The sequence below is a fragment of the Pseudarthrobacter arbutini genome (assembly GCF_054510915.1).
Map to the genome: position 1 here is coordinate 162,420 of NZ_JBTNDQ010000008.1, position 20,274 is coordinate 182,693.

The window sequence follows — 20,274 nt, forward strand, 5'->3', positions numbered from 1 at the left end:
TCCCCCGCAGGGTTGAGGCGTCCTCTTGTTCAGGCAGGCTTGATGTTCTGGTTGACATGGAACAAGTTGCCCGGATCGTATTTGCCCTTCACTGCCACCAGCCGCTCGTAGTTGGCACCGTAGTTCTCAGCCACGCGGCCCTGGTCCTCCGCATCCATGAAGTTGACGTAGCCGCCGACCGCCGAATAAGGACGGAGCGCCTCGGCGTAGCCGCGGGCCCAGGCAATGTTGGCTTCGTTGTCGGCCGGGTCCATCCATTGTGCGGCGATGACGGGCGAGTACTTCATGCCACGGTTCGCGAAGGCAGTCTCCGCCGCTCCTACGCGGGCCACGGCGCCATCAATCGGGTAGACGTGCACGGCAGTGTTGACGCTGGTGACCGTTGCGCCGAACTCGGCGTGCGCCCCGATGGCGCCATCGTTGAGCTCCCGCAGGAAGTTGGCCTTCCAATAGCCCTGCATGCCCTTCGGATTAAGCCCATCGAAGGCCACGTTCAGGGCCGGATACGGCATCGGCGTGACGAGCGATCCTGCTACGGGCGCGATATCCAGGAACGGCTGCCACCGTGATGCACCCTCAGCCATGTCTCCTGTCCACATGCCCACCACTACGCATACGGGCTTGCCGTGCCATTCTTCCGGCAGGAACGGGACCGGCGGACCTTGGTGGAAACCAAGGAAGGCGCCGAATTCCTCCGGAGCAGAGTCCATGTAGTCGCGGTAAAACCTCGCCACGGTTTCCGTGTGCTCGGCGCCGAAAATGACGATGCCCACATGGACCATGTCCACTGGGTGAAGCTTGTATTCCAGCGAGGTCACCACGCCGAAGTTCCCGCCGCCTCCCCGCAAGGCCCAGAACAGGTCTTCGTTCCGGTCCTTGCTGGCTGTCAGGAACTTGCCGTCGGCAGTGACCACGTCGGCCGAGACCAGGTTGTCGCAGGAGAGCCCATACTTCCGGGCGAGGTAGCCGATGCCGCCACCCAAGGTGAGTCCGGCCACGCCAGTGGAACCCACGATGCCGCCGGTGGTGGCCAGGCCGAATGCGTGCGTGGCGTGGTTGAAGTCGGCCCACGTGGCGCCGGCCTCCGCGCGGGCTGTCCGGGCGTCGGGGTCAACCCGCACGCCGGTGCGGTTGACGAAGTCGATCACCAAGGCGTCGTCCCAGGTGCCAAAGCCGGGCGCGCTGTGCCCGCCGCCCCGGATGGCCAGTGGCATGGAGTTGTCGCGGGCAAAATTGACGCTTGCGATGACGTCGGCCACTTGCGCAACCCGGACTATGCCGGCCGGGCGTTTGTCGATCATCCCGTTGAAGACCGCCCGGGCGTCATCATAGTCCGGATCTTCCGGGGTGACAAGCTGTCCTCGCAGCTGTTCGCGCAGCCCATCGAGTGCGATTCCGTTCATTTGTTCCACCGCCGATTCTCTCGTCGAGACCGGTTCCGGACAGCCGTTTTCAGCCCCAGCCGGCTTGGCTCGCCGGGCTCTTACCTTAGTAAGGACTACTCCTTGGCGTGTGCGCCGTCAAGGACTGCCGGACGTGGCCGCCCAAACGCCGGTAATCCCCCAACTGACTCGCAGTTAACGTCGCCATTACGCCATTTTGCCATTTCGCGTTTTGAGAGCGTTAACTGCGAGTCAGTTGGGTACGGGGGTCAGTCCGAGACGATCAGCGTTTCGGCACCGGCCTGGCGCGCCTTGCCGGTTTCCAGCAAGGGCTCGACGGCGGCGCGCAGCGCTGTCATCGAATCGTCCAGTTCCAGCATGACCGAGTGCTGGTACGCGAGGAGCGAGAGCAGGTCACGGACGGCGGCTGCGGCGTCGTCTGCCTCAAGCGCGGGCTCGTGGCCCACAAACACATCCGTGGCCTTCGCACCTTGGGCCGAAGCATCCGCCGTCGGGTCCTGGGCTGCCTCCGCGTAGCTCACCGCAAAGGCGCGGATCCGGCCCTTCTTGCTGGGGGAAACCCCGGCGCCAAAGGCGGATCCCGGCTCGGCGCGCAGCACAAGCGCACCATGGGCGCCGGTGAGATCATCCAGGAACAGCTTCTGCACCTGCCCCACCGACAGCACGCCCGGCGAATCCCAGCCGTGGATCGACGTGTAATACCGCCCCACGACGTCGGTCAGCTCAACGGAACCGGTAGCGAGATCCATTACGACGTCGGAACCGGCGTTTTCGTCGTTGGCCAGCCCGCCGCCGTCGTTCTTCGCAGGGAACACGGGCAGCTTCAGGGCGCCCGGCTCCACCACCACCAGCCGGGAACGCTGGATGGGCGCGAGCCCGAACACCTCGGCGAACGCGGCCCCCGGAGTGCCCGGCTGCACCTTCGCGCGCAGCCGGGTAACGCCCGACGGCGCCTGCCCGGCTTCGCGCCGCAGCATGGTCAGGAGCGTGGCACCGATGCCGGCGCGGCGGTGATCGCGCGCCACTTCGATGTAGGTCCACAACCGTTCCGGGTGCAGTGAGGCCTCGTAAACCACGCCCGCCGCCACCGGAATGCCGACGCCGTCAATGACGTCCTCGGCCACGATGCAGCGGCGCCACGGGGTGCCGTCCGTGCCGGCCGAGGAGACGGTCAGGGCACCGCGGAACTGCCGGGCCTGCTCGGTCTCCGGGCCGCCCCAGATTTCCAGCAGCGTCAGGTCATCGCCCTCACGCCATTCGCGGTATTCGATGGCCATGCTCAGGCGCCGATCAGGCGGGCGGCCAGGTAGCCTTCCACCTTGTCCAGCGAGACGCGTTCCTGGCTCATGGAGTCGCGTTCACGGATGGTCACGGCCTGGTCCTCGAGGGTGTCGAAGTCCACGGTGATGCAGAACGGGGTGCCGATCTCATCCTGGCGGCGGTAGCGGCGGCCGATCGCGCCGGCGTCGTCGAAGTCGATGTTCCAGTTCTTGCGCAGCTGCGCCCCCAGGTCCTTGGCCTTCGGCGAGAGGTCCTCGTTGCGACTCAGCGGCAGCACCGCAGCCTTGACGGGGGCCAGTCGCGGGTCAAGGCGCAGGACGGTACGGACGTCAACGCCGCCCTTGGCGTTGGGTGCCTCGTCCTCGGTGTACGCGTCCACCAGGAACGCCATGAAGGAACGGGTCAGGCCTGCGGCCGGCTCGATCACGTACGGGGTGTAGCGCTCGTTGGTGGCCTGGTTGAAGTAGCTCAGGTCCTGGCCGGAAGCCTTGGAGTGCGTGGAGAGGTCGAAGTCGGTGCGGTTGGCGATGCCTTCGAGCTCGCCCCATTCCGAGCCCTGGAAGCCGAAGCGGTATTCGATGTCCGTGGTGCCCTTGGAGTAGTGGCTGAGCTTGTCCAGCGGGTGCTCGAAGAAGCGCAGGTTCTCTTCCCGGATGCCCAGGCCGGTGTACCAGGACATGCGCTCTTTCATCCAGTACTGGTGCCACTCTTCGTCCGTGCCGGGCTCGACGAAGAACTCCATTTCCATCTGCTCGAACTCACGGGTGCGGAAGATGAAGTTGCCCGGTGTGATCTCGTTCCGGAAGGACTTGCCGATCTGGCCGATGCCGAAAGGCGGCTTCTTGCGGGAGGTGGTCAGGACGTTGCTGAAGTTCACGAATATGCCCTGGGCCGTTTCGGGGCGCAGGTAGTGCATGCCTTCGTCGCTGGCCACCGGGCCGAGGAAGGTCTTGAGCAGGCCGGAGAACTCCTGGGGTTCGGTCCATTCGCCGCGCGTGCCGCAGTTGACGCAGGCAATGTCCTTCAGGCCGTTTTCGGCGGGGCGGCCCTTCTTTTCTTCGTACTCTTCCTCGAGGTGGTCGGCACGGTAGCGCTTGTGGCAGGAGAGGCACTCCACGAGCGGGTCCGAGAAGACATCAACGTGGCCGGAGGCTTCCCATACCTGGCGGGGCAGGATGACGGAGGAATCCAGGCCCACCACGTCCTCGCGGCCGCGGACCATGGACTGCCACCACTGGCGCTTGATGTTTTCCTTCAGCTCGGCGCCGAGGGGTCCGTAGTCCCAGGCAGAGCGCGAGCCTCCGTAGATTTCACCGGCCTGGAACACAAAACCCCGTCGCTTGGAAAGGGAAATGACCTGGTCGAGTACGGATTTTGCTGCCATGGTGGACTCCAATTTCTACAGGGCCGCTGGGTGCGGTCCGCGGGTATCTGGCCCCGCTGCACGTGGGTGCATCACCGCTGGGTGCGGGCGGGGCGGGCGAAGGAACGAGATGCAGAGAACTGCGTGTCCTAGCCTACCGGCCGCTGCCTCTGGAAGCTGCCTGCCTCCGGAAGGCGCCCCGCGGCCACGGCAGTGTGGCCAGGATGATGGCGGCCAGCGTCAGCAGTGTGCCCAGGACGGTTGCCGGGGCCACGACGCTCCCGGGGGCCGGCACCAGGAGGTCCAGCCCCAGGGAGCCAAGGAGCTGTCCGGCGATCATGCCGAGCCCGGTCACCAGCACGCCCAGGCTGCGGACCAGCAGCGCACCCAGGCCGATGAAGACGCAGCCCATGGGCCCGCCCAGGTAGTACCACCACTCGGCCGGCAACGGATTGCCCGGCCCAAATACAGCCACCTTGACGGCCAAGGCAATCCACAGGAACACGGAGCCGGCCACGAAATTCACCAGCGTGGCGGCGACGGGCGAACCGTAGTGGACCGTGGCCGTCCCGTTCATCGCCTGTTGGAAGCTCATCAGGAAACCGGCCAGGACAGGGAGGATCAACGGCAGAACCAACGTTTCCAGCCCGCCTGCTCCGTCGGCAGGGGCGCCCGGGGCGCCCGGCGAGCCGGCCAGCCGCGGCGAAACCGCCCACGCCACGGCGGCGACCGTCAGCACGCAGCCGATGATCCGCATGGGAGTCACGGCCCTCTTGCCGGCCGGTCCGATGCCCAGCCGGTCCACCAGCAGCCCGCTCAGGGTCTGCCCGGTCACGGCGGCGACGGTAAACAGTGCCACGCCCAGGATGCCCACGGTGAAGGACTGCGCGAAGACAAATAGGGCGCCGATGCCGCCGGCCAGCACGTACACGGGCGGGAAAGCCCGGGTCCGGACCGCCGGCAGGATCCTGGCCAGACCGGCGCGGCCGCTGGGCAGGATCAGGGAGATCAGGATCATCACCACCAGGCCTGTGCTGAAACCCACCACGGCCGCGGCGATGCCGTCGTTGAGCCGGACCCCGAGGGCACCGTTGATCCGGCCCTGGACGGGAATGGCCAGTCCCGCGCCGACGGCCAGCGGGAGCCCCGCGAAGCGCGGCAGCCGTGGGGTGTGGGTCATTGGATTCACCTTACGTCAGGCATTATTGCTTGTATGAGCAACCAGGACATTCAAGAGATCCCCATCCGCGACAGCATGATCCGTCTTGGCCAGCTCCTGAAGCTCGCCAGCCTGGTGGAGGACGGCGTGGAAGCCGCTGAGCTGATCAAGAACGGACTCGTCAAGGTCAACGGCGAGATCGACGACCGCCGCGGACGCCAGCTGCACAACGGCGACACCGTCACCGTCAACGGGCAGACCGTGCAGGTTGTGGCCCCCGAAGCCTGATTTAGCGGGCCTGGCTCAGCCTCAGTCGGCGAGGACTGCGTAAGCGGCCGGCGGCACTGTGCCGCCGGCCGCCGTCGTACGTTTATTTGTTCAGCACCTCGTGCGTCAGGAACTCGGAGACGTGCCCGATTTCCTGCTGGTTGATGCCGTGCCACATGCCCGTGTAGAGGACCTTGGTGAGCTTGACGTGCCCGCGCACCCAGCCCATGGTGTAGTCGATCTTGTCGGGGGTGATCACGGGGTCCTGCTGGTCGCGGCCCCAGAAGAGCGGCACTGTGCCGTCCAGCTCGCCGTCCTTGAAGGATGGGTCCCCGTCCGCGTTGACCACAAAACCGGAAAGCCCGACGACGGCGGCATAGTCAGCGGGGCGCTGCCGGAGCATCGTGGTGGCCATGGCCATTCCCATGGAAAAGCCGAGCAGCGTCACCGTCGGGTGGTCGGCCTTGACGGTGTCGATCCAGTCCTGCACGTACACGGCTGCGGCCTTGACAGCGTCGAGCGTGTATTCGATGGAGGCCGTCAGGGGGAACCACATAAACCCGGGGCCCGTGGCCAGGGGCGCCCGGAGCGAAGCTACTACAAAGTCTTCGGGAAGCATATCCGCCAGGCTCAGCAGGTCCTGTTCGTTGGCGCCGTAGCCGTGGAGCAGCACCAGCAGCGGCTTTCCGGTGCGCTGGTCCTCCGGCCGGGACCACAGAACAACGGGGGCGGGAAATACTTGGGCGTCAGTCATGGTTTCCATTCTTACAGTTACCCGGCGGTAACTACCTACGGTGGCGTAGCTTGTGAGCAAGGAGGCAGGATAGGACCGTGAATGAAGCAAAAGCCATGCAGAGCCCGCCCAGGGCCACGGAAGCCCACCCCTGGAGCCGCTATGTGGCGATGGGAGATTCGTTCACCGAGGGCATCGGCGACCCGGACCCCACAAGCCCCGGCGGCTTCCGCGGCTGGGCGGACCGCGTGGCCGAGGAACTGGGCAGGGGCCAGGCGGACTTCGCCTATGCCAACCTGGCCGTCCGCGGCCGGCTGCTGCAGCAGATCGTGGACCAGCAGCTCGCTCCGTGCCTGGCGCTTAAGCCGGACCTGATAACCCTTTCCGCGGGCGGCAACGATCTCATCAGGCCGGGCGGCGACCCCGACGCCCTCGCCGAAAAACTTGATTCAGTGGTCCAGATCCTGGCCATGGGCGGCGCCACGGTGGTGCTGTTCAACGGTCCGGATACCGGCTCCTCGGTCCTGGGACGGATCCGCAGCAAGGTGGCCATCTACAACGAGAACCTCCGCACAGTGGCCGCCCGCCATGACGCCATCATCGCCGACATGTGGTCGCTCAAGCAGCTGAACGATCCGCAGATGTGGGACGAGGACCGCCTGCATTTTTCGCCGCTGGGACACCACACCATCGCCGCCATGGTGCTGGAATCGCTCAACGTGGACCACACGCTCGAGCCTCTCCGGCCCAAGCCCCTGCCCGCCCGCACGTGGCGGACAGCCCGCTCCGAGGACCTGGTGTGGGCCCGAGAGTACTTTGTCCCGTGGGTGGTGCGGCGGCTGCGCCACCGCTCTTCCGGCGACGGAATCACCGCAAAACGCCCGACGCCGGGCCCTGTGTTCGGCCCGGGCGTTCCGTTGGGTTCCGGCGAGGGGCCGCTGGGCACCACCGACGCCCGGCGCTAGCGGCGGCCCCGGCATGAGCGGCGGCTCGGCGTGACCCAGGGACGGCTCCCCCGGACAGGCATGGATCCGGATGAGGTGGTGCGGCGCCGGCTTCACGCCCAACGGCTGCGGGGGCCCGGCCTGAACGCCGCGGAGGACGCCGTCCGGCACCTGCTGGCTGTCCAGGCGCAGGAGTTTCCGTACGCCCGCTGGAGCCTGGCGCAAAGGACCGGCAGTCTTGGAGCTGCCGTCGGGGCCCCGTCTCATCGGGTTGCTGCGGAGGCTGCGGAGGCTGCAGTGGCCACCGCCGCGGAGGTGGAGGAGGCGGTGTCCGACGGGCTCATCCTGCGCACCCATATCCTGCGGCCCACCTGGCATTTTGTGCACCGCGAGGATCTTCGCTGGCTAACGGCCTTGTCCGCGCCGCGGCTTCACCAGGGCAACGCGGGCATGTACCGGCAGACCGGGATTGATGCCGCCACCGCTGACCGGAGCGGACAGGTCCTGGCCGAAGCCGTCCGGGGCGGGCCACACCTGACCCGCGAACAGTTGGCCGCGCGGCTGCAGGACGAAGGGTTCGCGGCCACCGGCTTCGGGCTGGCCTACCTGATCATGCACGCCGAGATCAGCGGGATCCTGACCAGCGGGTCGCCAGTGCGGAGTCGGGGCGGGGCCCTGAAGCAGACCTACGCCCTTTTTGACGAGCGTGTACCTGCCGGCCCGGCCATGCCGCCCACCCGGGCCGAAGCGCTCAGCGAGCTCGTCCGGCGCTACTTCACCAGCCGCGGGCCGGCCACGGTCAAAGACTGCGCCGATTGGTCCGGGCTCACCATGACCGACGTGCGGCTGGGCCTCCAACCGTCCCTGGCGGCTGCTCCCGAAACGCTGGCAACGTCGGTGATTGACGGCGTCGAGCATTATTTCGACGCCGGCGCGGACGGCGGTTCGGAGGCCGGCAATGCCACGGCCGCGGCCGGACCGCGGATCGATCTGATCCAGTGCTATGACGAATACGTGATGGGTTATTCCGCAACGCGGCACTATCTGGGCGGCAGCGCTCCGACGTTCCCGGTCGCCGGGGATCCGATGCATGTGGTGCTGCTGGACGGGCGGATGGCCGGCTGCTGGCGGCACACCATGTTCTCCGGCCGCTGTGAGCTGGATATCCGCTTGTTCGCTGCCGCGGGCCCCGCTGTGGAAGACGCGGTGCAGGACGCCGTGGACCGGTACGGGGCCTTCCTGGGGATCCCGGCCACGCGTGTGGGCTCCGGGGTTAAGCTGGAAGGACACATATGAGAGGCGCTACACCGTGAACAGCTTGTTTTTCTGGATCATCATTCTGGCGTTCGTGATACCGATGGCGATGCGGATGTACCGGAAATCCGTGAACAAACGGAACCAGGAGCAGAGCTTTTCCGGGCGCTACCCCGAGCAGTTTCCAGGCGGCGGGCAGTACCCGGGCAGCGATCAGTACCCGGGGCCGCAGAACAAGCAGCCCCGTGACGGCTACACGCAGCAGGATTACATGAGTGGCGGCTTCCGGCAGATCATGAGCCCGCAGCCCCTGCCGCCGAGCCAGCCGTTGCCGCCCATGCAGCCGATTCCTTCTGCGGATCAGCAGTTCCCGCCGTACGGTCAGCCGCAACCCAACGGCCAGCCGGTGCCGGAGCAGCGCGCGGAAGCACCGCAGCAGCCTGCCGCCCCCGCTATTCCCCTGCCGCCGTCGGGCCCGCAGGGATACCGTGCCCGGAAGCTGGCCGAACTCGACCAGCAGTACAGCAACGGCGAGCTGGCCATGGAGGACTACATGAAGCGCCGCTCCGACATCATGAACGGCTGATCGCTTAGTCAGCGCGAGAGGACATTTGAGGCCCTGATTCCAGGGGCCTCAAGTGTCCTCTCGCGTTTAAGAGCAGGGGCTCGGGTGTCCCCTGGCGCTTAGATGAGGAACGTGTCTCGGAGTTGGACGCCGAGCTGGCCGATCTCGGTCAGGAAGCCGTCGTGGCCGATCGGGGCCTCAATAACGTGCACGTCCACGTCGCCCGGGAGCGCGTCAGCCAGTTCACGGGACTGGGACGGGAAGTACAGCCGGTCGCTGTCCACCGCAGCCACGAAGAACCTGGCGGTGGCACGGCCCAAGGCCTCGTTCAGCGAGCCCCGCCCGCGGCAGACGTCGTGGCTCATCAGGGCGTCGGTGATGGCGATGTAGCTGTTGGCATCAAAGCGCCGCACCAGCTTTTTGCCCTGGTGGTCAAGGTAGCTTTCCACCTGGTAGCGGCCCCGCTCTCCCAGCGCTGCCGCCTGGAACGGCGACTCCGGGTGCTGGGCCGACCGTCCGAAGCGGCCATGGAATTCCTCGGCGGAGCGGTAGGTGATGTGGGCGATGCGCCGTGCCAGGGCCAGGCCGTCCTCCGGCAGCGGACCGCCGTAGTAGTCGCCGTCGTTAAAATTGCTGTCCTGGCGGATGGCGAGCGTCTGCGCCTGGGCGAACGCGATCTGTTCGGCCGTGCTGGCGGCACCGATCGAGATAACGGCGCACCGCTGAACCCGTTCCGGGTAGGTGACCGCCCATTCCAGGGCCCGCGCGCCGCCCATGGAACCGCCCAGCACGGCGTACCAGCTCGGGATTCCCAGCTGGTCAGCCAGCCTGGCCTCGGCCGCGGTGGTGTCCCGCAGCGTTACCAACGGAAAGCGGGACCCCCACGGCTTGCCGTCCGGGGCAACCGAGGACGGCCCGGTGGAGCCGTAGCAGCCGCCCACGATGTTGATGGAGACCACAAAGAACCGGTCCGTGTCCACCGGCGCACCGGGCCCGGCCAGCTGTTCCCACCAGCCGGGCTCGTCGCTGTCGCCGCGCGTCACGTGTGTGCTTCCGGTCAGGGCGTGCTCAATCAGGACGGCGTTGGAGCCGTCCGCGTTGAGGGTTCCCCACGTTTCATAGCCGAGGGTGACTTCCGGGAGGTAGCCGCCGGCTTCGAGCTCGAGTCCGCCGATGCTGGCGTACCGGACCACCCCGTTTCCGGGTGCTGCAGTACGGGAAATCGTAATCGTCATGGAAGGACCTTTTCTATGCGCTTGCCCACCGTCAATTGACCGGCAGGCCAGGTCCTCACCCGGGGCACCCCACCGCAAAAGAGGGTTGCCGGCCAGCAAGCCGGGGCTGTCGCTGGCACTCATGACCTGCTTCGAGTGTACGAACAGCCCCGGTCTATTGCTAAGCGTGTGACTGGTTATGACTTCGCGGGAGCCCTACTGCGGCTGGCCGGCCGCGTCCTTGCCAGGGTCCGCCGCGCCCTTGGCCGCCCGGAAATGTCCACTCGTGACGCATCAGGATTCCGGTAAGGCTACCCTTAGCTGAGAGCCGGATCACAAAGTGCCAAGATGATGGCATGCGCATGGATCACGTCTCTTACGCCTGTGAACAAGATGGCCTCGTTGCCACCACCGAACGAATTTCGTCCGCCCTCGGCGTTGAAGCCGTGAAGGGTGGCGTGCACCCCCGGTTTGGAACCCGGAACATGATTATTCCCCTCGCGGGCCACAAATACCTGGAAGTCGTGGAGGTCCTGAACCACCCGGCATCGGACAAGGCTCCCTTCGGGCAGGCTGTCCGGGCCCGGTCCGAAGCCGGCGGCGGCTGGATGGGCTGGTGCGTCGAAGTGGACGACCTCGCTCCGTTCGAAGACCGCCTGGGCCGTGCCGCCGTCAACGGCAACCGCAAGTTCCCGGACGGCCGCGAGCTGGTCTGGAAGCAGATCGGCATCCTGGGCCTGATCGCGGACCCCCAGGTCCCGTACATGCTCAAGTGGGAGGGCGACCCCGCCCTGCACCCGTCCAACGCCTATGAGAGCAACGTCAAGATGAGCTGCCTGACCATAGCCGGTTCCGCCGAACGCGTGACGGAATGGCTGGGCGAACCCGTCGAGAAGCCGCTGGAGGATGTGGCCGTTGACTGGGTGGCTCCGCATGGAACCCCGGGCATCCTGTCCGTAACCTTCGAAACCGCTACCGGAGCAGTCACCATCTGATTGCACGTTCAATAGCTTCGGCCGCCATCAGCGGGTGCCAATGATGCCACCCACCGATGGCGGCCGAATCCTTTTAAGGCCGGACCCGTTTCAGTTCACCTGTGCGGCACGGGAACCACGGCCGTCTTACCCGAGGCCCACAGCCCGGCCAAAGAGGCTGAAGCCAACGAAGGCAACGATGTCCAGCAGCGCATGCGCGATGACCAGCGGCATAATCCGCTTGGTTTTCGTGTAGAGCCAGGCGAAGACCACACCCATCACTGCGTTGCCGATGAACGGCCCGAAGCCTTGGTATAGGTGGTAGCTGCCGCGGAGCATCGAGCTGGTGAAGATGGACAGGGGCATGCTCCAGCCGAACTTGCCGAAGCGGTCCAGGAGGTAGCCCACCACAATGACTTCTTCCACGACGGCGTGCCGCAGCGCGGACAGGATCAGGACGGGAACTGTCCACCAGTACGAGTCGAGTGCGCTGGGGATGATGGCGGTGGTGATCCCCAGGGCACGTCCCGCTGCGTAGAGGCCCAGCGAAGGAATTCCGATCAGCGCCGCGAGGCCAAAGCCCTGCAGCAGGTCACGGCCCGGCCTGGCGAAGTTGAACCCCAGCTTCCGGAAGGCGGACCCGCCCTGGGCGCTCAAGCCGGAACCGGATTGCCGCTGGTCCGTGAGGAAGTAGATGACCAGCAGCACGGGCACGAGGGCGAAAATGATGTCCAGCAGCTGGTAGGTGAGGTCGAAGTACTCGCGGGGGCTCTGTGACCGGTTCAGCGTGGACGTGCCTTCGGCCAGCGGTGCACGCGTCATCTTGTCCAGCAGCTGCACCACCGAGTAGACGGCGGACTGCCCCAGGGAAAGGCCCAGCACAATCCAGACTTCAGTCCGCAGCCGACGGCGGGAGGGAACCAACATGGTTCCATCTTGCCTGTAGTTTCTGGTTCTTCGCTGATTGGGGGGTGGCCAGCTCGCCGGGGCTGACCAAAGTGAGAGAGCGTCCGCCAAAAACCCACCGAAAGTGAGAGAGCGTCCATGCGGCGGCACCTATGCTTGGGGCTTATGAGCGCGCCTGGGAAAATCTTCATGATCCGGCACGGCCAGTCCGCGGCCAATGTCGATACGTCCATCTACAACAGGGTCCCGGACTACCGGATTCCATTGACTCCCCTGGGCCTGGCGCAGGCCACGGCGGCCGGGGAACGGATCCGCCGCGAGCTGGACGGCCGCCAGGTCTGCGTTTATGTGTCGCCGTACCTGCGGGCGCACCAGACCCTGAAGGCACTCAACCTCGGCAATCTCACGGAACGGGTGATCGAAGAGCCGCGCCTCCGCGAGCAGGACTGGGCCAATTTCCAGATCACCGGCGACATCGAGGACCAGAAGGAACTCCGCAACGCCTACGGCCATTTCTTCTACCGGTTCCGGGAGGGCGAATCCGGCTCCGACGTCTACGACCGGATCTCATCCTTTATGGAGACGCTGTACCGCCACTGGTCCAAACCGGACTACGCCCCCAACACCCTGCTGGTGACCCACGGGCTCACCATGCGCCTGTTCTGCATGCGCTGGTTCCACTGGTCGGTGGAGTATTTCGAATCCCTCAACAACCCGGACAACGCCGCAGTGCGGACCCTCCTGCGCACCGACCTGGGCAAGTACGAACTCGACATTCCGTTCAGCCAATGGGTGGACCGCCGGGTGGACGAGACCGTACTGGATGCGCCGCCGATGATCTTTTAGGGGTTAATGCTCCCTTAGTGCGGGGCCACGATCACTTCGGTGCCATTGGCTTCGAATGCGGCCTTGTCCTCGGCGGAGATCCCGGAGTCAGTGATCAGGCGGGTGAACGCGTAGCCGTCCATGGTGGCGAAGGCTCTGACGCCCACCTTGGAGGAGTCGGCCAGCACGTAGGAGATCCGGGCCCGGCTGGCCAGCAGGGCATTCACGGAGGCTTCGCCCTCCCCCGTGTTGGTGGGACCGACTTCGGGGTCGATGCCGTTCACGCCGATGAAGGCGATGTCCATGACCACCTTCTGCATGATGATGTCGGTGTACGGGCCCACGAGTTCGTACGAGCGGGGGTTCAGGATGCCGCCGGTCACCATGACTTTGATGTTGGGGCGGACAGCCAACTGCGCAGCGATGTTGATGGCGTTGGTGACCACAGTCAGGGTGGACTGGTGGCCGGGAGCGTTGAGGTCCTCGCGCGTGGCCAGGATCTGAGCCAGGGCCGTGCTGGTGGTGCCGCCGCAGAGACCGATCACAGCGCCGGGAAAAATCAGAGCCGAGGCGGCCTGGGCGATCTGCTCCTTGGCTTCGGCGTGGTCGTCACGGTTGTACCGCCCGGGGAGGTCGTAGGCCAGGGCGCCGGTGGTGGCCCCGCCCCGGGTGCGGGTCAGCAGCCGCCGCTTGGCCAGGCTGTCCAGGTCCCGCCGTGCCGTGGCCGGCGAGACCGCGAGCTGGGAGACAATCTCCTCCACCTCCACCTGGCCGGTCTTGGCAAGAATGTCCAGGATGGCCGTCAGGCGGTCAGTGCGGGTCATGGGGGCCTCTCAGCGATCAAACAGTCACCAAAATATGACGTTATCTGATCATAACAGGCACAAATGATCACATCGCAATCACAAAGTGTGGCCCCTGCTTAGCGTGCCCGTACACCGGCCCGCCACACAGCGTACGTGAGCGGCATGCCCGGGCGGTAAGCGAGATGCGTTGCTGAGGGGGCGTTCAGCATGTGCAGGTCCGCACGATGCCCGACGGCGAGCGAACCTACCGCCCGTTCGCCGTCGGCGTCGTGCCCTGCCTCCCGGTGCAGCGCCAGCGCACCCCCATACGTGGCGGCGCGCACCGCTTCATGGACGCTCAGGCGCATCTGCAGCACGGCCGTAGCCACGTTGAACGCCATGGAACTGGTGTACGAGGTACCCGGATTGCAATTGGAGGCCAGCGCCACCTGCACGCCGGCGTCCAGCAGTTCACGCCCCGGGGCCAGCGGCTGCCGGGTGGAGAGATCGCACGCGGGGAGGCAGGTTGCCACGGTGCCTCGAGCGCCAGTGCCGGTTCCCGGGTTCCAGCCGGACCAGCTTTCCGCCAGGACCGCCACATCACGGGCCGACAGGTAGTTCACGTGGTCCACGCTGGCTGCCCCGAGTTCCACCGCCAGCTGCACGCCCGGACCCTCGCCGAGCTGGTTCCCGTGGACGCGGATCCCCAGTCCGGCGGCCCGGCACGCCTCCAGCACACGGCGGGACTGCTCCGCAGTGAAGGCGCCTTCCTCGCAGAAGACGTCCGCCCACCGGACGTACGGCCGGACGGCGTCAAGCATGGGCCCGCAGACGAGATCGGTGTAGGCATCCGCATCGGTGCCCGCGGGGACAAGGTGGGCACCCAGGTAGGTGACTTCGTCTACGACCGTGGAGGCGATCCGGGCACTCCGGGCCTCGTGCTCAATATCCAGCCCGTAGCCTGTCTTGGTTTCGAGGTAGGTGGTGCCCTGCGACACGGCCTCGGACACGCGCGCCATCGCCAGCCGGGTGAGGTCGAAATCGGACGCGCGGCGGGTGGCGTCCATGGTGACGGCGATGCCCCCGGCCGAATAGGACTCCCCCGCCATCCGCGCTTCGAACTCCGCCGTGCGGTCGCCGGCGAAGACCAGGTGTGTGTGCGAATCCACCCAGCCCGGCAACACGGCCCGGCCGCCGGCGTCCACGGCGTCGTCGGCCGCCGGCGCATCCGCGGCGGAACCGAGCCAGGAGATCCGTTCGCCCTCGACCACCACGGCGGCATTCTTAAGGACGCGGTGTTCCAGGTCCTGGGTCATCAGCTCGGCGATGTTGGTGATCAGGGTGCTCATGGGTTCCATTGTTCAGCGCCGGACGGACCAGCGCGTGGCGGCCAGCGCCTCCGCTGTCCGGGATGCCGGATCGTGGGCCGGAGCGGCCGCCCGGTGCCCGGTGCCCTGTCCGGCAAGGATCTGCGCGGCGGCGAGCTCAGCCATGGCCGATGACGTCTGGAAACCGTAACCGCCCTGACCGGCCAGCCAGTAGAACCCGGGGGCTTCGGCGTCGAAACCGGCTACCGGGACGCCGTCGGCTGCCTCGGTCCGGAGCCCCGTCCACGCGCTCCGAACTCCGCGGATTCCCAATGTTGTCAGCTCGTTCAGCTTCACGATCAGCCGCTCGACATCGCCGGGCCGCGGCCGGGCGTCCTCGGGTCCGCTGGGCACCGTTTCCGACGGCGAGATCAGCACGTCGGTGCCCTCCCGGCGGAAATAGAACGTGTGGTCCGCTGCCGCCACCATGGGGCTGTGCCCTGGCAGTGGATGTTCGACGTCGACAATCGCCGCAGTGCGCCGGTACGGCTGCAGCCCGAGCTTCTCCACGCCGCTGATCACGGCGATTTCATCGGCCCAGGCGCCGGCCGCATTGACCAGCACACCGGCTTCGAAGGCTTCCTGCCCGGCGCCGACCTCCCAGCCCGAGCCCAGCCGCTGGGCGGAATGTACGCGGGCGCCGGTGATGATGTCGGCGCCGGCAGCCTCCGCCCGCAGGCGGTGGTCGGCCATCAGCAGCGGGGCGTTGCAGCCGAAGGATCCGGTGTCCAGGCCTGCGGCGGAGAAAGCTCCGGGCACCAGTGCAGGGCACAGCTCCAGTGCCCGTTCATGCGTGATGGCATTCATGTGGCCGCTGCCCTCGGCGCGGACGGATTCCTCTGTGCCGATAAGCATAAAGCTTCGCGGCGTCAGGACAGGTTCAGGCAGTTGGGCGTCCCGGGCCGCGATCAGTTCAAGGGTCCGGACCGTGAGCTCCCGGACCACGTCCGGGCCGTAGCTGGGAATGAGCTGGCGGGCGGAACGGGAGGACGTGTGGTACCCCAGCTCCTGCTCCGCCTCGACCAGCGCCACGCTGCAGCTGCCCGCGAGCGCGGACGCCAGGGACAGGCCGGCGATGCCGCCACCCACAATGAGGACGTCGTAGTGTGCTGCCATGGCTCCATCCTTGCAGAGTTGCCGTGCGGCCGCGCCGGTCCTGCTCTGTAAGGTTTAGCCCGGCTGGGTTAACCCCCTACTGCGGCACGGCTGGCGACGAACGCACGCACGCACGCTTCGACGTCGTCCGCTGAGTGCGACGCTGAAAGCTGCACGCGGATCCGGGCGGCGCCGCGCGGGACCACCGGGAAGCTGAAGGCGGTGACGAAGACGCCGTGCTGGAGCATCTGGTCAGCCACCTTGGCGGCCATTACGGCGTCCCCGAACATCACGGGAACAATCGCGTGTTCGCCGTCGAGGAGTTCAAAACCCTCTTCGGTCATCCGCCGGCGGAACAGCCCGGCGTTCTCGAACAGCCGGGTCCGCAGGTCACCGGAATTCTCCACCAGGTCAAGGGCCTTGATTGTGGCGGCGACGATCGCGGGGGCCAGGGAATTGGAGAACAGGTACGGGCGCGCTTTCTGGCGGAGCATGGCCACCACTTCACTGCGGCCGGACACGTAACCGCCGGACGCGCCGCCCAGGGCCTTGCCGAACGTTCCGGTGTAGATGTCCACGCGCTGGGACACGCCTGCGTGCTCGGGGGTTCCGGCACCGGTGGCACCCATAAAGCCGACGGCGTGGGAATCGTCCACCATCACCAGGGCGTCGTGCTTCTCGGCGAGGTCGCAGATGGCCTCCAGCGGTGCCAGGTAGCCGTCCATGGAGAACACGCCGTCGGTGACGATGATCTTGCGCCGCGCATCCTTCGCTTCAACGAGCTTGGCCTCGAGGTCCGCCATGTCCTGGTTGGCGTAGCGGAACCGCTGGGCCTTGCAGAGCCGGATGCCGTCGATGATGGAGGCATGGTTGAGGGCATCGGAGATGATGGCGTCCTCAGGGCCGAAGAGGGATTCGAAGACGCCGCCGTTGGCATCGAAGCAGCTGGAGAACAGGATAGTGTCCTCCGTGCCGAGGAATCTGGAGACCCTGGCTTCCAGTTCCAGGTGAAGATCCTGGGTGCCGCAGATGAAGCGGACGCTGGCCATGCCGAAGCCCCGTGAGTCCATGGCCTCTTTGGCCGCGGCGATGATGTCCGGGTGGTCCGCGAGGCCCAGGTAGTTGTTGGCGCAGAAGTTCAGGACGGTGGCGCCGGGCTGGCCGATCTGCCCTGCCGTGATGTGGCTGGACTGCGGGGAGTTGATGCTGCGTTCGGTTTTGAAGAGCCCGGCGGTACGGATGTCGTCCAGCTCAGCCTGCAGCTGGTCCTTGATGGAGGTGTACATGGTGCTCCTTAGAGTTCGGTCCAGTCGAGGACAACTTTTCCGCCGACGCCGGCGCGGGCGGTGGCGAAGCCTTTTTCCCATTCTGCGGCGGGCAGCTTGTCCGTCACTACCGCTGAGATGCCGGCGTGCAGCACGGGGTTGGAGGAGAGCATGGCGCTCATGGCGTACCACGTCTCATACATTTCCCGGCCGTAGATGCCCTTCAGCGTCAGCATGTGCGTGACCACTTTGCCCCAGTCGATGGTGATGTCCTGGCTGGGCAGGCCGAGCATGGCAATGCGGCCGCCGTGGTTCATGTTGTTGATCATCTCAGGCAGGGCGGTGGGGTGGCCGGACATTTCCATGCCGATGTCGAAGCCTTCGCGCATGCCGAGTTCACGCTGGGCATCATTGACGCGCGTGGTGGAGACGTCGATGGTGAGGTCCACGCCGAGCTGGCGTGCAAGCTCGAGCCGTGGCTGGGAGACATCGGTGATGGCGATCTTGCGCGCCCCGGCGTGGCGGGCCACGGCGATGGCCATCAGGCCGATGGGTCCTGCCCCGGTGATGAGCACGTCCTCGCCCACCAGCGGGAAGCTGAGGGCGGTGTGCACGGCGTTGCCGAACGGATCGAAAATCGCGCCGAGTTCCGGTGTGATGGAGGGGTCATGGTGAACCCAGACGTTGGTCTCGGGGATGACCACGTACTCGGCGAAGGCGCCGTCCCTCTGTACACCGACGCTGACGGTGTGGATGCACATGTGGCGGCGGCCTGCGCGGCAGTTCCGGCAGATCCCGCAGACCACGTGGCCTTCGCCGGATACGCGGTCCCCCACTTTGACGTCGCGGACGCCGTCGCCGATTTCCACTACTTCACCGTAGAACTCATGGCCGGCGATGAGGGGTGCCTCGATCATGCCCTGCGCCCAGGCGTCCCAGGACTGGATGTGCAGGTCCGTGCCGCAGATCCCGGTGGTCATGACCCGGATCTTGACGTCGCTGGGGCTGGCCTCGGGCTCGGGCCGGTCAACCAGCTCGAACCCGGCGTGTGCACCGGACTTGTAGAGTGCCTTCATTGGCTTCCTGACTGTTGGCAGCGACCCGCGGCCTGCGGGTATGGTCTCCCTTCATTAGAGCCATTTCGAAGCATTAGCACAAGCAGAATTCTCTCAATCGACGATGAAGTGTTCACTAATGCATAGACTGGGCGGATGGAAATTCACCAGCTGGAAATCCTCCGCGAACTCGGAGCCCTGGGCAGCGTAAAAGCGGTGGCGGAGACGCTGATGGTCACGCCCTCCGCGGTGTCCCAGCAACTGGCACTGCTGCAGCGCAATGTTGAGGTTCCGCTGACCCGGAAGGAGGGCCGCAACCTGGTGCTGACCGAGGCCGGCCAGGTGCTCGCCGACGCCGGTGCCGCCGTCGTCAGTGCCATGGCGGATGCCCGGACGGCAATCGGGGCCTATCACGGCTCGCCCGTTGGCCCCGTGACGGTCAGCGGCTTCCACAGCGCGGGGCAGGCACTGTTCGCCCCGCTTGCGCGCATGCTGGACGCGCCCGGCCAGCCGCGGATCCTGCTCTCCGATGAGGATGTGGCGCAGCAGGACTTCCCGGCGCTGACCGCGCGGTATGACCTGGTGCTGGCGCACCGCATGGATCACAGCCCGCGTTGGCCGGAGGAGCGTGTGGCGGTGATCCCGCTGGCGCATGAGCCGCTGGATGTTGCGTTGCCGGCTGACCATCGCTTGGCCCGCCAGGGCACTCTCACCGCGGCCGACGTCGTGGGCGAACCTTGGGTGACCAGCCACACCGGATACTCCCCCGCCGACGTCCTGTCCGCCGTCGCGGCCGTCTCCAGCAAGGAACTGAACATCGTCCACCGGATCAACGACTACTCCACCGTGGCCGCGCTGGTGGCGGCGGGCGGTGTGGTGGGCCTGCTGCCGCGGCATACGGCGCGGCCCGTGCTCAACCCGGGCATTGTGCTGCGGCCGCTGGAGGGGATCAGCACCCGGCGGCGGATCGACATCCTGGCCCGGCCGGAGAACCTGAAGCGCCGCTCGGTGATGATTGTGTGCGAGGCGCTGCAGGCGATCATGACCGGGCTGGTGGAGCAGGGCTAACCCAACTGAGCAGCACTACCCGTCGTTTTCAGGGCTCAGAACGACAGTTGGCGCCACCTACTTGGGGGCAAGCCGCTTGGCGTGGCCGAGGCCCTTGCCCAGCCCGTGACCGTGTCCCTTGCCCATTCCTTTTCCGAGGCCCAGGCCCGGACCCGTGCCGGCGCCCTCCACGATCTGCCGGGCGGTGGCGTTGTCACCGTTCTTGACGCCGGAGACCCTGACGGCCTCGCCCGTGGCGATTTCCGCGATGGTGACCTCTGACCGCTTCAGCCGTTTGCCGTCGTCGCCCGTTGCCGGCGAACCGTCCGCGGCCGGGGCAGGGAACTTGATGATCCTGGTCTCCGCGTTGACGGCGTAGGTCTGGGTGAAACCGTCCTCGCTCTTGACGGTGAGCGAGGTTTCGCTGACGGCCTCCACGGCGCCCTGCTGGGTCAGCAAGGTTTCGAACGTCCCGTCCGCCTTCTTCACCACGCTTTCACTGTGCAGGTGCTGCGGGCGCTGGGCCTTGGCCGGCTTCTCCTGGCCCTTAGCCTTGTCCGATTTCCCCGGCGCGGAGGCCGACGGCGACGGCGACGGCGTATCTGTGGCGGACCAGGCGATGGCGACACCCGTGCCGGTCAGCGCCAGCGCTATGACGCCAGCCAGCAAAACCTTGCGGAATCTCAACGGTTCTTGGACCGACATGGCCATTCCTCCCACAGCACGGGCAGGGCTCCGGCGCCCTGGATCTTCAGTCTAGAACCGGCAGGCC

At 66.5% G+C, this 20,274-nt stretch carries 20 protein-coding genes and 1 riboswitch; of the genes, 7 read left to right on the plus strand and 13 right to left on the minus strand.

Annotated elements, in window-relative coordinates:
• Positions 1 to 29: 29 nt before the first annotated feature.
• The 4 genes from ACX80V_RS11230 to ACX80V_RS11245 form a co-directional block, all read right to left on the minus strand.
• Positions 30 to 1,403, minus strand: coding sequence for an FAD-binding oxidoreductase (locus ACX80V_RS11230; protein ID WP_485843174.1), 1,374 nt, complete (start codon positions 1,401 to 1,403; stop codon positions 30 to 32).
• Between the two features lie 248 nt (positions 1,404 to 1,651).
• Positions 1,652 to 2,680: a GNAT family protein gene (locus ACX80V_RS11235; RefSeq protein WP_485843175.1), complete on the minus strand. Its 1,029-nt coding sequence runs from the start codon at positions 2,678 to 2,680 to the stop codon at positions 1,652 to 1,654.
• Positions 2,681 to 2,682: 2 nt separating this feature from the next.
• Entirely contained in the window at positions 2,683 to 4,068 is a 1,386-nt protein-coding gene (locus ACX80V_RS11240; RefSeq protein WP_058929547.1) for a glycine--tRNA ligase, read from the minus strand.
• Between the two features lie 133 nt (positions 4,069 to 4,201).
• Positions 4,202 to 5,227, minus strand: a complete 1,026-nt coding sequence (locus tag ACX80V_RS11245; protein WP_485843176.1) for a DMT family transporter — start codon at positions 5,225 to 5,227, stop codon at positions 4,202 to 4,204.
• Between the two features lie 33 nt (positions 5,228 to 5,260).
• Here ACX80V_RS11245 and ACX80V_RS11250 point away from each other — a divergent pair, with 33 nt between their 5' ends.
• A complete protein-coding gene (locus ACX80V_RS11250) occupies positions 5,261 to 5,494 on the plus strand; it encodes an RNA-binding S4 domain-containing protein (protein ID WP_056348226.1) in 234 nt (77 codons plus the stop codon).
• 82 nt (positions 5,495 to 5,576) lie between these two features.
• Here the strand turns inward: ACX80V_RS11250 and ACX80V_RS11255 are convergent, their stop codons facing one another.
• Complete coding sequence (locus ACX80V_RS11255) at positions 5,577 to 6,227, minus strand: alpha/beta hydrolase (protein WP_485843177.1); 651 nt, start codon at positions 6,225 to 6,227, stop codon at positions 5,577 to 5,579.
• Positions 6,228 to 6,322: 95 nt separating this feature from the next.
• Between ACX80V_RS11255 and ACX80V_RS11260 the strand changes: the two genes are divergently transcribed.
• Genes ACX80V_RS11260 through ACX80V_RS11270 form a run of 3 tightly spaced genes read left to right on the plus strand, consistent with a single transcriptional unit; the run spans position 6,323 to position 8,990 of the window.
• Positions 6,323 to 7,171, plus strand: a complete 849-nt coding sequence (locus tag ACX80V_RS11260) for an SGNH/GDSL hydrolase family protein (protein ID WP_099093423.1) — start codon at positions 6,323 to 6,325, stop codon at positions 7,169 to 7,171.
• Positions 7,172 to 7,201: 30 nt separating this feature from the next.
• A complete protein-coding gene (locus ACX80V_RS11265) occupies positions 7,202 to 8,446 on the plus strand; it encodes a winged helix DNA-binding domain-containing protein (RefSeq protein WP_485843178.1) in 1,245 nt (414 codons plus the stop codon).
• Positions 8,447 to 8,459: 13 nt separating this feature from the next.
• Positions 8,460 to 8,990 (plus strand): hypothetical protein, encoded by a 531-nt coding sequence (locus ACX80V_RS11270; protein ID WP_485843179.1) that lies wholly within the window; start codon positions 8,460 to 8,462, stop codon positions 8,988 to 8,990.
• A 98-nt stretch (positions 8,991 to 9,088) separates the two neighbouring features.
• Here ACX80V_RS11270 and metX read toward each other — a convergent pair whose 3' ends face one another.
• Positions 9,089 to 10,204 carry a homoserine O-acetyltransferase MetX gene (gene metX / locus ACX80V_RS11275; RefSeq protein ID WP_485843180.1) on the minus strand — a complete coding sequence of 372 codons (1,116 nt, stop codon included), beginning with the start codon at positions 10,202 to 10,204 and terminating at the stop codon, positions 9,089 to 9,091.
• A 12-nt stretch (positions 10,205 to 10,216) separates the two neighbouring features.
• Positions 10,217 to 10,331: riboswitch (SAM riboswitch) on the minus strand.
• Between the two features lie 208 nt (positions 10,332 to 10,539).
• On the opposite strand from metX, the gene ACX80V_RS11280 reads away from it, so the two are divergent.
• Entirely contained in the window at positions 10,540 to 11,178 is a 639-nt protein-coding gene (locus tag ACX80V_RS11280) for a VOC family protein (RefSeq protein ID WP_056348211.1), read from the plus strand.
• 126 nt (positions 11,179 to 11,304) lie between these two features.
• Here the strand turns inward: ACX80V_RS11280 and ACX80V_RS11285 are convergent, their stop codons facing one another.
• The gene (locus ACX80V_RS11285; RefSeq protein ID WP_485843181.1) at positions 11,305 to 12,084 is read right to left on the minus strand and encodes a CPBP family intramembrane glutamic endopeptidase; all 780 of its coding nucleotides are present in this window, start codon (positions 12,082 to 12,084) and stop codon (positions 11,305 to 11,307) included.
• Between the two features lie 144 nt (positions 12,085 to 12,228).
• Here ACX80V_RS11285 and ACX80V_RS11290 point away from each other — a divergent pair, with 144 nt between their 5' ends.
• Positions 12,229 to 12,909 (plus strand): histidine phosphatase family protein, encoded by a 681-nt coding sequence (locus tag ACX80V_RS11290; protein ID WP_485843182.1) that lies wholly within the window; start codon positions 12,229 to 12,231, stop codon positions 12,907 to 12,909.
• A 14-nt stretch (positions 12,910 to 12,923) separates the two neighbouring features.
• On the opposite strand, the gene ACX80V_RS11295 is transcribed toward ACX80V_RS11290, so the two are convergent.
• The 5 genes from ACX80V_RS11295 to tdh form a co-directional block, all read right to left on the minus strand.
• The gene (locus ACX80V_RS11295; RefSeq protein WP_058929556.1) at positions 12,924 to 13,712 is read right to left on the minus strand and encodes a DeoR/GlpR family DNA-binding transcription regulator; all 789 of its coding nucleotides are present in this window, start codon (positions 13,710 to 13,712) and stop codon (positions 12,924 to 12,926) included.
• Positions 13,713 to 13,810: 98 nt separating this feature from the next.
• Entirely contained in the window at positions 13,811 to 15,022 is a 1,212-nt protein-coding gene (hutI, locus tag ACX80V_RS11300; protein ID WP_485843183.1) for an imidazolonepropionase, read from the minus strand.
• Between the two features lie 12 nt (positions 15,023 to 15,034).
• Positions 15,035 to 16,156 carry an NAD(P)/FAD-dependent oxidoreductase gene (locus ACX80V_RS11305; protein ID WP_485843184.1) on the minus strand — a complete coding sequence of 374 codons (1,122 nt, stop codon included), beginning with the start codon at positions 16,154 to 16,156 and terminating at the stop codon, positions 15,035 to 15,037.
• Between the two features lie 68 nt (positions 16,157 to 16,224).
• The gene (locus ACX80V_RS11310; protein WP_485843185.1) at positions 16,225 to 17,421 is read right to left on the minus strand and encodes a glycine C-acetyltransferase; all 1,197 of its coding nucleotides are present in this window, start codon (positions 17,419 to 17,421) and stop codon (positions 16,225 to 16,227) included.
• A gap of 8 nt (positions 17,422 to 17,429) precedes the next feature.
• On the minus strand, positions 17,430 to 18,476 hold the full coding sequence (gene tdh / locus ACX80V_RS11315; RefSeq protein ID WP_485843186.1) for an L-threonine 3-dehydrogenase: 1,047 nt from the start codon (positions 18,474 to 18,476) through the stop codon (positions 17,430 to 17,432).
• A gap of 135 nt (positions 18,477 to 18,611) precedes the next feature.
• On the opposite strand from tdh, the gene ACX80V_RS11320 reads away from it, so the two are divergent.
• A complete protein-coding gene (locus ACX80V_RS11320; RefSeq protein WP_485843187.1) occupies positions 18,612 to 19,523 on the plus strand; it encodes a LysR family transcriptional regulator in 912 nt (303 codons plus the stop codon).
• A gap of 57 nt (positions 19,524 to 19,580) precedes the next feature.
• Here the strand turns inward: ACX80V_RS11320 and ACX80V_RS11325 are convergent, their stop codons facing one another.
• Complete coding sequence (locus tag ACX80V_RS11325; RefSeq protein WP_485843188.1) at positions 19,581 to 20,207, minus strand: hypothetical protein; 627 nt, start codon at positions 20,205 to 20,207, stop codon at positions 19,581 to 19,583.
• Positions 20,208 to 20,274 lie beyond the last annotated feature (67 nt).